At 67.1% G+C, this 14,022-nt stretch carries 12 protein-coding genes; 3 read left to right on the top strand and 9 right to left on the bottom strand.

Going from position 1 to position 14,022, the window contains the following annotated elements:
* The 8 genes from JOY90_RS01340 to ubiE all read right to left on the bottom strand — a co-directional run.
* Positions 1 to 428: SDR family NAD(P)-dependent oxidoreductase (locus tag JOY90_RS01340; protein ID WP_291689377.1), on the bottom strand; the 428-nt coding region annotated here is incomplete at its 3' end.
* A gap of 113 nt (positions 429 to 541) precedes the next feature.
* Positions 542 to 862, bottom strand: coding sequence for a PilZ domain-containing protein (locus tag JOY90_RS01335; RefSeq protein ID WP_291689376.1), 321 nt, complete (start codon positions 860 to 862; stop codon positions 542 to 544).
* Between the two features lie 76 nt (positions 863 to 938).
* Entirely contained in the window at positions 939 to 2,462 is a 1,524-nt protein-coding gene (gene tsaE / locus JOY90_RS01330; protein ID WP_291689375.1) for a tRNA (adenosine(37)-N6)-threonylcarbamoyltransferase complex ATPase subunit type 1 TsaE, read from the bottom strand.
* Positions 2,459 to 4,966 carry a PAS domain-containing sensor histidine kinase gene (locus tag JOY90_RS01325; RefSeq protein WP_291689374.1) on the bottom strand — a complete coding sequence of 836 codons (2,508 nt, stop codon included), beginning with the start codon at positions 4,964 to 4,966 and terminating at the stop codon, positions 2,459 to 2,461. Before JOY90_RS01325 ends, tsaE begins: the two co-directional genes overlap by 4 nt.
* A gap of 182 nt (positions 4,967 to 5,148) precedes the next feature.
* A complete protein-coding gene (gene dut, locus JOY90_RS01320; RefSeq protein WP_291689373.1) occupies positions 5,149 to 5,607 on the bottom strand; it encodes a dUTP diphosphatase in 459 nt (152 codons plus the stop codon).
* The gene (coaBC, locus tag JOY90_RS01315) at positions 5,604 to 7,040 is read right to left on the bottom strand and encodes a bifunctional phosphopantothenoylcysteine decarboxylase/phosphopantothenate--cysteine ligase CoaBC (RefSeq protein ID WP_291689372.1); all 1,437 of its coding nucleotides are present in this window, start codon (positions 7,038 to 7,040) and stop codon (positions 5,604 to 5,606) included. The genes dut and coaBC overlap by 4 nt, the downstream gene beginning before the upstream one ends.
* Positions 7,041 to 7,099: 59 nt before the next feature.
* Complete coding sequence (ubiB, locus tag JOY90_RS01310) at positions 7,100 to 8,674, bottom strand: 2-polyprenylphenol 6-hydroxylase (RefSeq protein WP_291689371.1); 1,575 nt, start codon at positions 8,672 to 8,674, stop codon at positions 7,100 to 7,102.
* Positions 8,671 to 9,432 (bottom strand): bifunctional demethylmenaquinone methyltransferase/2-methoxy-6-polyprenyl-1,4-benzoquinol methylase UbiE, encoded by a 762-nt coding sequence (ubiE, locus tag JOY90_RS01305; protein WP_291689370.1) that lies wholly within the window; start codon positions 9,430 to 9,432, stop codon positions 8,671 to 8,673. The genes ubiB and ubiE overlap by 4 nt, the downstream gene beginning before the upstream one ends.
* A 92-nt stretch (positions 9,433 to 9,524) precedes the next feature.
* On the opposite strand from ubiE, the gene mutM reads away from it, so the two are divergent.
* Both mutM and JOY90_RS01295 read left to right on the top strand, forming a co-directional pair.
* Positions 9,525 to 10,397, top strand: coding sequence for a bifunctional DNA-formamidopyrimidine glycosylase/DNA-(apurinic or apyrimidinic site) lyase (gene mutM / locus JOY90_RS01300; protein WP_291689369.1), 873 nt, complete (start codon positions 9,525 to 9,527; stop codon positions 10,395 to 10,397).
* Positions 10,398 to 10,408: 11 nt separating this feature from the next.
* Complete coding sequence (locus JOY90_RS01295; protein WP_291689368.1) at positions 10,409 to 10,972, top strand: GNAT family N-acetyltransferase; 564 nt, start codon at positions 10,409 to 10,411, stop codon at positions 10,970 to 10,972.
* 140 nt (positions 10,973 to 11,112) lie between these two features.
* On the opposite strand, the gene JOY90_RS01290 is transcribed toward JOY90_RS01295, so the two are convergent.
* Positions 11,113 to 11,967, bottom strand: a complete 855-nt coding sequence (locus tag JOY90_RS01290; protein WP_291689367.1) for a ParA family protein — start codon at positions 11,965 to 11,967, stop codon at positions 11,113 to 11,115.
* A gap of 399 nt (positions 11,968 to 12,366) precedes the next feature.
* Here JOY90_RS01290 and JOY90_RS01285 point away from each other — a divergent pair, with 399 nt between their 5' ends.
* Positions 12,367 to 13,851, top strand: coding sequence for a M81 family metallopeptidase (locus JOY90_RS01285; protein ID WP_291689366.1), 1,485 nt, complete (start codon positions 12,367 to 12,369; stop codon positions 13,849 to 13,851).
* Positions 13,852 to 14,022 lie beyond the last annotated feature (171 nt).

Here is a 14,022-nt window from a genome sequence, read left to right as displayed (position 1 = left end):
TGCGGATTGGCCGCCTTCTTCAGGTGCGGAATGCAGTATTTCGAGACCATGAAGGTGCCGCGGGTGTTGATGCCCATCATCAGGTCGAACCGCTTCATGTCGGTCGCTTGCGAATTGGTCAGGCTGATGGCGCTGGCATTGTTGACGCAGATGTCGATGCCGCCGAACTCGACCACGGTCCGCTCGATCGCCGCGATCACCTGGGCTTCGTCGCGAATGTCGCAGACGAGCGGCAGCGCCTTGCCGCCGACAGCGCGAATCTCGTCGGCAGCGGTGAAGATCGTGCCTTTCAGCTTCGGATGAGGCTCGGCGGTCTTCGCCGCGATCGCGACGTTGGCGCCGTCGCGCGCGGCGCGCAGCGCGATCGCAAGCCCGATGCCGCGGCTCGCGCCGGAGATGAACAGCGTCTTGTCTTTCAGCGAGGCCATCACAAAACCCTCCTGTTGCCAGGCTCAAGATGAGCCCGGCTTCGATCGGCCGCAACGGCGCGGTACGGCTTTTGTTGTCGCGGGAGGGGCAGGGTCGCAAGGGCTCCCGGCGGTCAGACCTCGGCCTGCTGGCGACGCGCCGCCGCCGCCTTGCGCTTCTTGTCGCCCTGCTTGAGGAAATTGACCCCGATCTGGTCGCCATTGACCCAGGCCAATTCGCAGCGCCGGTACGCCAATCCGAACGACGACAGCAGCAGAAAAAATTCCTTCAAATGCAATCCAAGCACGGAGCCGTCGACCGACAGCTTGGCGCCAGTCTCGGAGACGTCCTCCAGGATGCAGTCGCGCCGCCAGGTGCCGTCGATCGCCATCATGTGCGCGGGAATTCCGCGCTCGAAGGTGACGCGGTCGCCCTTTTGGCGCTCATTCGGCATGCTTCGCTCCCGCCCGCTGCGCAGCTTCTCCGTGAGATTACGGAGGGCTGCCTAACAACAGGTAAATCGGCGAACCCTATGGAACCGGCGGCGGCACGTTGGCGGCATACCAGGCCCGCAGCGCCGCCAGCGAGGGGTGCGCAAGGGAGCGGCTGAGATAGGTCCAGATCCGAGGCTGATGGCGCAGATAATGCGGCTTGCCGTCGCGCCGGTTGAGCCGCGCGAAGGTCCCGAGCAGCCGCGTGTTGCGCTGGGCGGACATCAGCGCGTAGAGCGCGGCGAAGCCCGCGGCGTCAAAACCATCGTCGGCCGCGCGCCGGGCCCGGACGTAGCGGGAGAACAGCGTGAGCTCGGTGGCCTCGGGCACATCGATCCGCGCGTCCTGCATCAGCGACACCGCGTCATAGGCGGGGGATCCCAGCACGGTGTCCTGGAAATCGATGATGCCGAGGCGCGAAATGCCGCGCCGCTCCGCCAGCCAGATCAGGTTGGGCGAGTGGAAGTCGCGCAGCACCCAGGTTCGCACCGCCATTGCCGGCTGCAGCAACAACGCGCGCCACAGGGACGTGAACTCGCTCCGCAGCGCCTCGCTCGGCGCGATTCCGCGATCCGGCAGGTACCATTCCAGCATCAGCCCGATCTCGATCAGCAACGCCTCGACATCGAAGGACGGGATCGCGTAGGCCGTCTGCTCCGGCAACGGCAGAGTCTCGGGCAGCGCCTTGCCGTGCAGCGTGGCGAGCAGGTCGGTCGCGGCCTCGTAGCGTTCGATGATCGGTCCCGGCGGATCGCCTTCGGTCACGCCGCCGCCGCCGAAATCCTCGGTGACCAGCAATCCGGCCTCGAGATCCTGGTGATGGATCGCCGGCGCGGAGAAGCCCTGGGCACGCAAGCCGTTGGCGATCGCGACGAACGGGCGGACATCCTCGGCGAGATGCACCGCGGCGCTGTAGGGGCGGCCGGCATAGATCGCCGGTCCGTCAGGGCGCTTCGGCGAATTCATCAGGATGAAGGAGGTGTCGTCGCGATAGAGCCGCGCGTAGGAACGCGTCGAGGCATCGCCGGCCATCCGGCGCCGCCGCGCGACGCCAAATCCGGCCTCGTCGAGAAAGCGTCGCAGTGTCTCCAGCCGCGCGACGGTCGCCGCCATCCGGCCATGGCCGGTGATCTCGGCCGCGCGCGCCTCGGCGCCCAGCGCCGGCTGGGGCCCAAGGGCGATGTCGATGCGGTCGGCCGGCAGCGCATCCGGCGCGCGTTCCGGCCATTCAATCAGCACCACGGCGCCTTCCGGCAGCGGCGACAGGCCGATCTCCTCGAGCTCGCTGACGTCGTTGATCCGATACAGATCGGCGTGCAGCAACGGGAACGCGGGCAGGTCGTAGCTCTGCGCCAGCGTGAAGGTCGGGCTCGGGACCTCGATCGTCTCGTCATCGGCGAGATAGCGGATCAGCGCGCGCGCCGCCGCAGTCTTGCCGGCGCCGAGATCGCCAGACAGCGCGATGACGTCGCCAGGGCCGATCAGCAGTGCGAGGTCCGCCATCAGCTGCGCGGTGGCGGTCTCGCTTGCGAGCGCGACCGTGAATGTGGTGGGCGGGCTCATTCCGCGGCGCTGCGTTGCGCCGCCTGGTCGATCGGGAAATCGCAGGTGACGGCGGTGCCCTTGCCGACCACCGAATCGACGCGCACCTTGCCGCCATGCAGCTCGACGAAGGAGCGGACCAGTGAAAGGCCGAGGCCGGCGCCGCGATGGCGCGAGCCCTGTGAATGGCTCTCGAACCAGTCGAACACCTTGTCCTTGACGTCGGGCGAGATGCCGGGGCCGGAATCGGTCACGGTGAACAGCACGCTGCGCTCGGTGCGGCGGGCGGTGACGATGACGGTCGAATCGTGCGGCGAGAAGCCGACCGCGTTGGCGAGCAGGTTATAGAGCACCTGTACAACGCGCCGCTCGTCGCCGATGAAGCTGCCGATGTTGGGCGCGACGTCGACCTTGAGGCGGATGCGGTCGGTCGCGAGCCGATCCTGGATGCCTTCGGCGGCGGCCTCGATCGCCTTGCCGATGTCGACCGGGCCGAGCTCGAGCCGCATCGCGCCGGCATCGATGGTGGCGAGATCGAGAATGTTGTTGGTCAGCGCGAGCAGCGCGTTGGTCGACTTGGTGACATAGTCGAGATATTCGGCCTGCTTGGGGTTCAGCGGGCCGGTCGAGGGATCGCTCAGGAAATGCGCGAAGCCGATGATCGTGGTCAGGGGCGCGCGCAGCTCGTAGGACACGTGGTGCACGAAATCGATCTTCATCTGGCCTGCGGCTTCGAGCGCCTCGTTGCTCTCGCGCAGCGCGCGTTCGACGTTCTCGGTATCGGTGATGTCCTGGAACGTCAACATTGTGGCGCCGTCGGGCAGTGGCCGGCTCATGCAGTCGAGCACGCTGCCGTCCTTGCGCTCCAGCTTCAGCGGCAGGTCGATCCGGTTCTCGATCGCGGTGATCGCCTCGCGGATCCTGCGCCAGGCGTCGGCGTCGTCGAACAGCGGCCGGCACCAGGCCGCCACCGTGTCGATGTGCGGCGCTTCGCGCAGCGCCTCCGGCGACAGCTTCCACATTCTGGCGAAGGTCGGGTTGAACAGTTGCGCCCGGCCGTTGCTGCCGAACACCGCGACACCCTCGGCGAGGCTGTCGAGCGTCTCGCGCTGGACCCGGATCAGGCCGTCGAACCGCCGCGCGAGGTCGAGGCTCTCGGTGACGTCGTCGAACAGATAGGTCACGCCGCCTTCGGGGCTCGGCGTGGTGACGACGGAAAGCGCCCGTCCGTCGGGCAGGTACCAGGCATCCTTGGTGGGCTCGATCGCACGATACGCCTCGTGCAGCTTGGCCTTCCAGGCGCGGAAGTCGGCCTGCTCGGGCAATTTGCGCGAGGCGCGCAGGCGGTCGAGCACCGTCGAATCGTCGGGATGGGCGTCGAGGAAGGACGGGTCGAGGTCCCACAGCCGACGGTAGGAGTCGTTATAGAAGGCGAGGCGCCGCTGGCCATCGAACACCGCCACCCCGGACGACAATTGATCGAGCGTGCGGCGGTGGGCTTCGGCCATCCGTACCAGCGCCGAGCGCAGCGCGTCGGCCTCGCTGGCATCGATGGCGACGCCGACGCTGCCGGCGCCGACATTGACCGCGCGGACGTCGTAGATTCGCCGCGCCCCGCCGGTCACGATCGGAACGCGGGCGTTGAAGGCGGCTTCGCTGCCGAGCGCACGCTCCATGGCGGCGCGATCGCTGGAATCGAGCAGCTCGAGATTGCGGCCGATTGCCTCGGCGACGCTGCCGACTTCGGTCGCCTGGGCATAGGCGGCGTTGGCATAGGCCAGGGCGCCCTTGTCGTCCTTGGCCCAGATCGGCCAGGGCGCCGATGCCGCGAAGCCGCGCAGCAACTCGCTCTCCTCCAGCAGCGCGCGGAGTCGCAGGTTGGTTTCCGCCAGCTCCCGCCTGAGGCCCGAGAGCTCGCGAATCCGGACGATGGCCTGTCCGCCGATGGCGCGGCCCATCGCCTCGACGGCATGGCCGTTCGAGGTCGTGAGGTTGAGCACGAAGCCCTCGCCGGCCTCACGCAACGCGTTGACCGCGTGGTCGAGCTGCAGCGCTGGCTCGGGCGGTAGCCAGGTCCCGAAAGCGAGCACACGCTGCGGCGAGTCCTGCTGCGTCAGGAGCACGAGGTCGCCCGAGACCTGCGGGCGATTGCTGCCGGCCGCCCAGGCGATCAGGACCTGCGGCTCGGCGAACAGCAGCGCCCGGTAGCGGTCGGCCTTGATCTGCAGGTCGGCGATGTCGGCCAACAGCCGTGCTTCGCTGCGCGCGGCACGCAGCCGGCTGCGCATCAACAGGATGGCTGCGAGTACCGAGAAGCCGAGCAGCGCCAGCGCGGTGGCGAGCACCGCGATCTCCTGGCGGTTGAAGTCGAAAAGGCTGATCACGGCGCCCGGAAATGCGGGATCGCTCGCCAGCGCGGGGGGCGCGATGGGCAGGGCCGCGACGGCGGTTCCGAGCAGGCCGTCGCGCGCCAGCGTTGTGCACGACAACAACGTCCGACGTATCGACACGATTACGCCTGACATGGTTCGCCCCAAAACCGCATGAATATTCCGCCCGATGTTGGTTCCCCACCGAGCGAATCGAGAAACAATATCGCCAAGCGGAGTCAGGGGGTAAGAGTCCAGACCGTGAACGCAAAACTCGCTGGGGAAAAAACCGAACGAGCTGTTAGTCGCTGCGATTTGTCGAAGCCGATTCGGTCAAATTATCGACCGGTCGAGCCGAAACCGCCGCTGCCGCGGTCGCTTGCCGGCAACGTGGCGGACGGAACGAGCTCGGCGCGCGCGACCTCCGCGATCACCATCTGCGCAATGCGGTCGCCGCGGCGGACGACGAACGGCGCGGAGCCGTGATTGATCAAGAGCACGCCGACCTCGCCGCGGTAATCGGCGTCCACGGTGCCCGGCGCGTTGAGCACGGTGACCCCATGCCGGGCAGCGAGCCCCGAGCGCGGCCGCACCTGCGCCTCGAAGCCCGCGGACAGCGCGAGGCTCAGCCCGGTCGGCACCAGCGCATGCATGCCCGGCTGGAGCACGAGCGGCGTATCCTCGTCGACAGCGGCCAGCAGGTCGAGGCCGGCGGCCTGCCCGCTCTGATATGCAGGCAGCGGCAGGCCGCGGCCATGCGGCAATTGGAGAACCTCTATCCTGACCGTGGCCGTCACGTCGTTGGCTCCGATTCCGCGCGCTCGCTGACGCCTCGTGCGATCTCGGCGACGAGGGCGACCGCGACCTGCTCCTTGGTCATGACGGGCCAGGAATCGAGGCCGATGGTGTCGCCGTCGCGCCGCAGCAGATGCACGGTGTTGCGGTCGCCGCCCATCACGCCGGTTGCGGGCGAGACGTCGTTGGCGACGATCCAGTCGCAGCCCTTGCGGCGGAGCTTGCTCTTGGCGTTGTCGATCAGATGCTCGGTCTCGGCGGCAAAGCCGATCACCAGGGAGGGGCGGCCTTCCGCGCGATGCGAGATGGTGGCGAGGATGTCGGGGTTCTCGACAAGCTGCAACGGCGGCATCGCGGCGTCGGTCTTCTTCAGCTTCTGCTCGCCTTGGCTCATGACGCGCCAGTCGGCCACCGCCGCGGCGAAGATTGCGATGTCGACCGGCAGCGCCGCCTCGACCGCCCTCAGCATGTCGCGCGCGGATTCCACGTGCACGACCGAGACGCCCTTGGGTGCGTCGAGCTCGACCGGGCCTGCGACGAGGACGACCTCGGCGCCGGCGGCCCGCGCCGCGGCGGCAATGGCAAACCCCTGCTTGCCGGAGGAACGGTTGGCGATATAGCGCACCGGGTCGATCGGCTCGTGGGTCGGACCCGCGGTGATCAGGATGCGCTTGCCCGACAGCAGCCCGGGCTTTTTCGGACGCAGGAAGCGTTCGGCGGCGGCGACGATCTCCAACGGCTCGGCCATTCGCCCGGTGCCGGCTTCGCCGGCCTCCGCCATCTCGCCGGCATTGGGCCCGACCAGGGCGACGCCGTCGCGCTCGAGCTCGGCGACATTACGTCGGGTCGCGGCATTGCTCCACATCGCCGGGTTCATCGCCGGCGCGAGCAGGATCGGCCGGGTCGCCGCCAGCAGGACGGCGCTGGCGAGATCGTCGGCGGCGCCCTGCGCCATCTTCGACATCAAGTCCGCCGTCGCGGGTGCGACGACGATCAGGTCGCAGTCGCGGGCGAGCCTGATGTGGCCCGCATCGAATTCACTGTGCGGATCGAACAGGTCGGTATGGACGCGTTCGCCGGACAGGGCGCTTGCTGCAAGCGGGGTGACGAAATGCTGCGCAGCATGAGTCAGCACGCAGCGCACCCGGATGTGCCGCTCCTTCAGGCGCCGGATCAGGTCGAGCGACTTGTAGGCGGCAATTCCGCCGCCGATGATCAAAGTGACGCGGGGCTCAGCAGTAGAAATATTTTCAGGCCATGCCGGCTCGGCCGACATCTCGGCGGGCAGCGTTGACAGCGGCTCCGGCCGTCCTTGCACATATTCGCGCAGGATGACGCGCACTTCCTCCTCGACCGAGCGGCCGTTCTGGGCCGAGCGGAGACGGAGATAGGCCTTGATGGCCTCGTCGAGCTTGCGGACGGTCAGGCTGGCCATGGATGGCTTCCTGAAGGAGGGATGATAGCAATGCTATCAGTTCCGTGATTGCATTGCAATCACAGGCGGGCCACGGCGATCAGAATGCCGATGAAGGTCGCGGCGATGATCCAGAGCGCGACGGTCCGCCAACGGCTCTTCTTGCCCTCGCTGCGGCCGAGCGCGGCAATGGTTTCGGGCGACAGCGTGATGCCTCCCCGGGTTATGGTCTCCAATTGCCCCAGCACGGCCACCGCGCGACCGGCAATTTCCGGCACGCCGGTGGTGAGCCGGAGCAGCTCGCCGACGCCCAGCGCCGCACCCTGGAGCCGACCGATCGGACCGAGGTTGCGCTCGATCCATTCCCGCACCACCGGCTCGGCAACCTTCCAAATGTCGAGCCTGGGGTCGAAGCCGCGTGCCACGCCCTCGACCACCACCATGGTCTTCTGCAGCAGGATCAGCTGCGGCTGGGTGCGCATGTCGAACAATGCGGTGACCTCGAGCAGCAGGGTCAACAGCCGCGCCATCGAAATCTCCTCGGCGGTGCGGTTGTGGATCGGCTCGCCGATGGCGCGCAGCGCCTGGGCGAAATTGTCGACCGAATGGTGCGAGGGCACGTAGCCGGCCTCGAAATGCACCTCGGCGACGCGGCGGTAGTTGCGGGTGATGAAGCCGAGCAGGATCTCGGCGAGGAAGCGCCGCTCCTTCAGCCCGAGCCGGCCCATGATGCCGAAATCGACCGCGACCAGCCTCCCTTGGGCGTCGAGGAACAGGTTGCCGGGGTGCATGTCGGCGTGGAAGAAGCCGTCGCGCAGCGCGTGGCGGAGGAAGCTCTGGATCACCTTGCGGCCGAGCTCGGGCAGGTCGATCTCGCTCTGCTCCAGCCGCGTATGGTCGGTGAGCGGGATGCCGTCGATCCACTCCATCGTCAGCACGTTGTGGGTGGTGCGGTCCCAGTCGACGGCGGGTACGCGGAAGTCCGGATCGCCGCGCGTATTCTCGGCCATCTCCGACATCGCGGCGGCCTCGAGCCGGAGATCCATCTCCATCGCCACCGACCGCGACATGGTGTTGATGACCTCGACCAGCCGCAGCCGTCGCGCCTCCGCCGAATAGGCTTCGGCCTTGTGGGCGACGAAGAAGAAATCCGCGAGGTCGCGGCGGAAGCGGGAGGCGACATTGGGCCGCAGCACCTTCACCGCGACCGACTGGCGCACACCGCGGCGCTCGATCTCGCCGCGATGCACCTGCGCGATCGAAGCGGCGGCGACCGCCGGGCCGAGATGGACGAAAGCCTTGGTGATCGGCCGCTCCAGCGAGGTCGCGATCACGGTCTCGGCCTCGCCTTGCGGGAACGGCGGCAGCCGGTCCTGCAGCGACTCGAGATCGCGCGCCAGCACGACGCCGACCACGTCCGGCCGGGTGGCGAGGAACTGGCCAAGCTTGAGATAGGCCGGTCCCATCCGCTCCAGTGCCCGCGACAGTCGCGGGCCGGACTTGGCGCCGCGGCGCTCGACCAGGCGGGTGAGCTTGAGCGCAAGCTGGCCGGGCGGCGGTACCAGCGACGGGTCGACCACGCCGAACACGCCTTCGCGCGCAAACACGAAGCCGGCGCGAGCAACGCGCGCGATGTGGGTCAAAGCGGAGATCACAAACGCCAGCCTGAATGCAGCGCGACGATCCCGCCGGAAAGGCTCTGCCAGCTGACGCGGGAGAAGCCGGCCGCGCGGATCATCCCGGCGAAGGCCGGCGCTCTCGGAAATTTGCGGATCGATTCCACGAGATATTGATAGGAAGCAGCGTCGCCGGTGACGAAGCGGCCGAGTGGCGGGATCACCTTGAACGAGAACAGGTCGTAGAGGCGGTCGAGCCCGGGCACGTCGACGCTGGAGAACTCCAGGCAAAGGAAACGTCCCCCCGGCTTCAGCACCCGGAACGCCTCGCTCAATGCGAGGTCGATCCGCGGCACGTTGCGGATGCCGAAGGCGATGGTGTAACCGTCGAAGGCGCGGGCAGGGAAGGCGAGGCTCTCCGCATTGCCCTCCACGAAAGCTGTGCGATCGTCGAGATGGCGCTTCACCGCGCGGTCGCGCCCGACCCGCAGCATGTCGGCATTGATGTCGGACACGGTGGCGCGAAAGCCGGCACCCGACAGCTTTGCCGCGCGAAAGGCGATGTCGCCGGTACCGCCGGCGACATCGAGCAGCGCGAACGGATGGTCGCCCTTCGGCGGATTGAGGGCGTTGACCATGATGTCCTTCCAGATGCGGTGCAGCCCGCCCGACATCAGGTCGTTCATCAGGTCGTAGCGCGAGGCCACGCTGTGAAACACGTCGTTCACCAGCGTCTGCTTCTCGTTCAGGGGGACATCCCGAAAGCCGAAATGGGTGGTTTCGTCCGGCCGATCCATCCGCTCTCTCCAACAACGCCAGACCATAGCGCGGCCGGCGCAATGGGGCTATCACGTCACTTTCACAAGGTGAATGACTTAGAGGTTGAACGGTGCCTGAACTGCCGGAAGTCGAGACCGTGCGCCGCGGCCTGCAGCCGGTCATGGAAGGGTCGAAAATCCTGAAAGCGGAGGCGCGCCGCAAGGATCTGCGTTTTCCCTTTCAAAAGGATTTTACCGCCCGGCTCGACGGCCAGGTCGTGACCGGGCTCGGCCGTCGCGCGAAATATCTGATGGCCGATCTTGCTTCCGGAGACGTGCTCCTGATGCATCTCGGCATGTCCGGCTCGTTCCGTATCCAGAAGCTGGAAACGGCACACGCGCCCGGACAATTCCATCATCCGCGCGGCAAGGACACCGCGCACGACCATGTGGTGTTTCACATGTCCTCGGGCGCCGACATCGTGTTCAACGATCCGCGCCGGTTCGGCTACATGAAGGTGATCGCACGGCATGCGATCGAAGAGGAGCCGCTGCTCCGCGGGCTCGGCCCCGAGCCGCTCGGCAATGAATTCGACGCCGCGCTGCTGGCTGCGGCCTGCGCCGGCAAGAAGACCACGCTGAAGGCCGCGCTGCTCGACCAGCGCGTCGTCGCGGGCCTCGGCAACATCTATGTCTGCGAGGCGCTCTATCGCGCGCATCTGTCGCCGCGCCGGCAGGCCTCGACGCTGGCCAATCGGAAAAGCGAGCCGACCGAATTGGCAAGACGGCTGGTGGACGCGATCCATGCCGTGCTCAACGAGGCGATCCGGGCCGGCGGCTCGTCCTTGCGCGACCATCGCCAGGCCAATGGCGACCTCGGCTATTTCCAGCATGCGTTCAAGGTCTATGACCGCGAGGGTGAACCTTGCGGCTGCGGTGGCGTGGTGCGCCGCTTCACCCAGAACGGGCGATCGACCTTCTGGTGCCCGAAATGCCAGAAGTGACGAGGGCCGCCATGGCTACGCCGACCCTGGAAACGCAGCGGCTGATCCTGCGGCCGCTCGCGCTCTCCGACGCGCCCGCGATCCAGCGCCATTTCAACAACTGGAACATCATCCGCAACCTCGCGGCGGTCGTGCCCTGGCCCTATCCCGACGACGGCGCCTGGGCTTTCATCCGGCATGAGCTGGCACGCGCTGCGGCCGGCGACGAGGTCTACAACTGGGTGCTGGTGCTGCGCGCGGGCGGCGGTGAGGCGATCGGCAACATCCGCTTCCGGCCGGACCCCGAGGCGCCGAAGGGCAATCGCGGCTTCTGGCTCGCCGAGCCCTATTGGAACCAGGGTCTGATGACGGAGGCCGTGGCCGCGGTGAACGATTTCGCGTTCAACACGCTCGGCATCGAGAGTTTCCATGTCTGCAACGCGGCCGCGAACGTCGCCTCACGCCGCGTCAAGCAGAAGACCGGTGCCGAGTTCGTCGGCCATATCGAGCTCCTGCACCACAGCGGCCAGAGCAAAGCGGAGAAATGGAAGGTGACGCGGCAGGTCTGGCTCGGCCGCGGGGGTCCGACGCCCTGAAAAGCGAAAACGCCGGACGGCCGTTTGCGGCAGCGTCCGGCGTTTCTCCCGGACGGCTTGCGCCATCCGGGGGCCCCGCTCACGCTCTCAAGGTGAGCATGATCCCCCCGGATCATGTTCGAGCACGAGCGCCCCTCAGCTCACAGACCGGAATCCCAAGGAAGACTCGACGCCGAACCGGCATTCGGATTCGAATCGAGATCCAAATCCAGCTTGGCGTCCGCCCAGGTGGACAGCGGATAGGATGCGGGCGCGTCGGTCGAGGTCTGCCGTGTGGCCCGCGACAGCAGGATCGGGAATTCCACGTCGGGATAGGCGGACGCGGCGGCTTCCTGCTCGACGGCGGCGACAATGCCCCCGGTCAGATGGTTCTCGACCCATTGCCAGAGGCCGCGGATTTCCTCGGCGGACTTGCCGGACGGCGCGAACTCGCTGACGGAGAGCCCCGCGGCGAGCGCGTCCTGGTGGTCGTTGCGCATCACGATGAAGGGTTGTGCCAGCACCTCGTCGATGTCGCGCGGCGCGCTCTCGTCGAGCGCGGCCGTCGCGCCGCTGGTCCGGTGGCCGGCCCGGATCGGCGTCTGGTTGAGAATGAAGGCGAACGGCTTGCGCCAGGCGCGCGCCACGCTCAGCGTCGCGGCCGTCGCCTCGATGTCGGGGACGCTCGGCCGGGACGGGATCAGGCAGAGGTCGCAATGGCGGATCGCGGCCGTGGTCGCGGCGTTGATGCCGCTTGCGGTGTCGATGATGGTCAGGGCGACGCCGCCGCGGGCGAGCGCTTGCAGGCGGCGTTCGATGTCGAGCGCGTTGTAGATCGGCTCGACGATCGGCTCCACGAGGCCGCGCCGGACCTGCCAGTTCGACAGCGTGCCCTGCTTGTCGGTCTCGATCAGGCGGACCCGGTGCCCGGCCTGCTGTGCCGCGACGGCGAGTCCGATCGACAACGTGCTCTTGCCGCTGCCGCCCTTTTGCGTGGCCATTACGATCGTGTGCATGAAAGGAGTTTCCTGCGATGGTTGCGAGGCTAAGCCGATACGCCACACGCACATGCACCACTTCCGCGATGCCGGGCAGCACTTGCCCAGGATGTTGCGGCCTGACCGAAAAGAGCAGATCGCGGCAGTCCGAATCACTGCCCTCGACCTTGGCCCGACAATCGTTAATCATGGTTAACGAGACCTTACCGTAAAATACCGGTCCACAGATCGCGGGGTGACTTTTTTGCGTGGACGGTTGTCCGCTTCGCGATTGCGTGCCGTGGGTTGCGGGCGCTCATGCTTGACCGCACCGTCAAAGCCCGGAAACATCGTGTTCGGGCGCGCCGATGGCACCGTCATCGGCCTATCCGGCGGCTACGCCCGCGCCGGCGTCCGCTTCGGGCTGAGGTGAGGGGTATGAGCGCGAAAATCCGCATCGCCGTGCTGCATTTCGCGCACGAGACGGTGACATTCCTGAAGAACGACACCACGCTGGACGATTTCATCTATCAGGGCTCGCCGGCGCGCGGCGAGGCGCTGCTCGCGTCCTATCCGAAATCCTACATCGGCGGTTTCGTGAAGATGGCGCGCGAGTTCGAGGGTGTCGAACTGGTCGGCATCGAATCGCCGCTGTGGCCGAAGACCTATACGGGATCGGGCTGGGTCACGCGTGAGGCGTTCGAGACCCTGGTCGGCAGGATGCTGGAGGGGCTGAGAGCGCAAGGCCCGTTCGACGGCGTCTATCTCGCCCTCCACGGCGCCATGGCGGTGCGCGGCGTGCCGCGGCCGGAGGCCGAGCTGGCGCGGCGGGTGCGCGAGGTGGTCGGGCCGCGGGCGTGCATCGCCGCGACCTTCGACCTGCACGGCAATGAAGACGACGAATTCCTCAAGCACGCCGACATGGGCTTTGCGGTGAAATATTTCCCGCATTACGACGAATATCTGCAAGGCGAACGCGCCGCCCGCCTGCTGGTGCGCATGATCCGCGGCGACTTTGAGGTAGCACATGCGACACGCAAGGTGCCGATCATCACGGCGACGGTCAGGATGTGGACCGGCGCCTCGCCATGGATGGATCTGAGCCAGCGCGCGCTGGTCTGGGAGGCGCGCGAGACCGACGTCCATGTCAACGTGTTCTTCGGCTTTCCCTTCGCCGACGTGCCGGACGTCGGTATGACCGTGCAGGTCATGACCAACGGCAATCCGAAGCTTGCGGCTGAGATCGCCGACGACATCGCGGCCTTTGCCTGGCGCCGGCGCGAGGCGCTCTTGTCCACCACGAAAATCCATTCGATCGCCGACGGCGTCGCGCTGGCGAAGCAGGCGATTGCGAAGGACGAGACGCCGGTCGTGCTTGCCGATCACAGCGATCGCTCGGGCTCGGCGACCTTCCTGCTGCGCGAGATCGTCGCGCAGGATCTGTCGCGCACGCTGATCGCAACCATCGCCGACGCCGCCGCGACCGCGAGGCTGAAGGCGAGCGGCGTGAAGGCCGGCGATGCCTTCGACATGGAGATCGGCGGACGCGTCGACGAATCCGCAGGCGAGCCGGTGCGCATCCAGGGCACGATTCTGAACGCGGCGGAAGGCTACGGCCAGTTCTGGGTGGTGGTGAAATTCGGGCGCGACAACGTGCTGATCCTCTCGACCTATCTGGTGCAGCTCATGGAGCCGTTCCCGCTGCGCGCGCTCGGGCTCGATCTTGACGCGTTCGACGTGTTCGCGATCAAGTCGCGGGTGCATTTCCGTCGCGGTTTCGACGACAACGGCTTTGCCAGAACCATCCTGCTGGTGGAGCCGGACCAGCCGTTCCTCGGCACCATCCATCTCGCGGCGCTGCCTTACGAGAACGTCGATCTGAAGCGGTTCTATCCCTACGGCGAGCCGACATTTCCGGAGTAGCGTTCAGTACGCGAGGTGAGAGGCGCGACACGCCCCGCAGACCGCAGGGTGGGCGCCGTGCCCACCATTTGCTCGACAGCGTGGGCTCCGCATGGTGGGCGCGCTTCTGCCGTCGTGTGGCATGCTTCGGTGCATGTGGCCGCTTAGCTAGCCCACCCTACTGCTTCGTGG

The sequence above is a fragment of the Bradyrhizobium sp. genome (assembly GCF_019242285.1).
In the GTDB taxonomy this organism is placed as follows: domain Bacteria; phylum Pseudomonadota; class Alphaproteobacteria; order Rhizobiales; family Xanthobacteraceae; genus Bradyrhizobium.
This window is presented reverse-complemented; position numbering and strand designations above follow the sequence as displayed.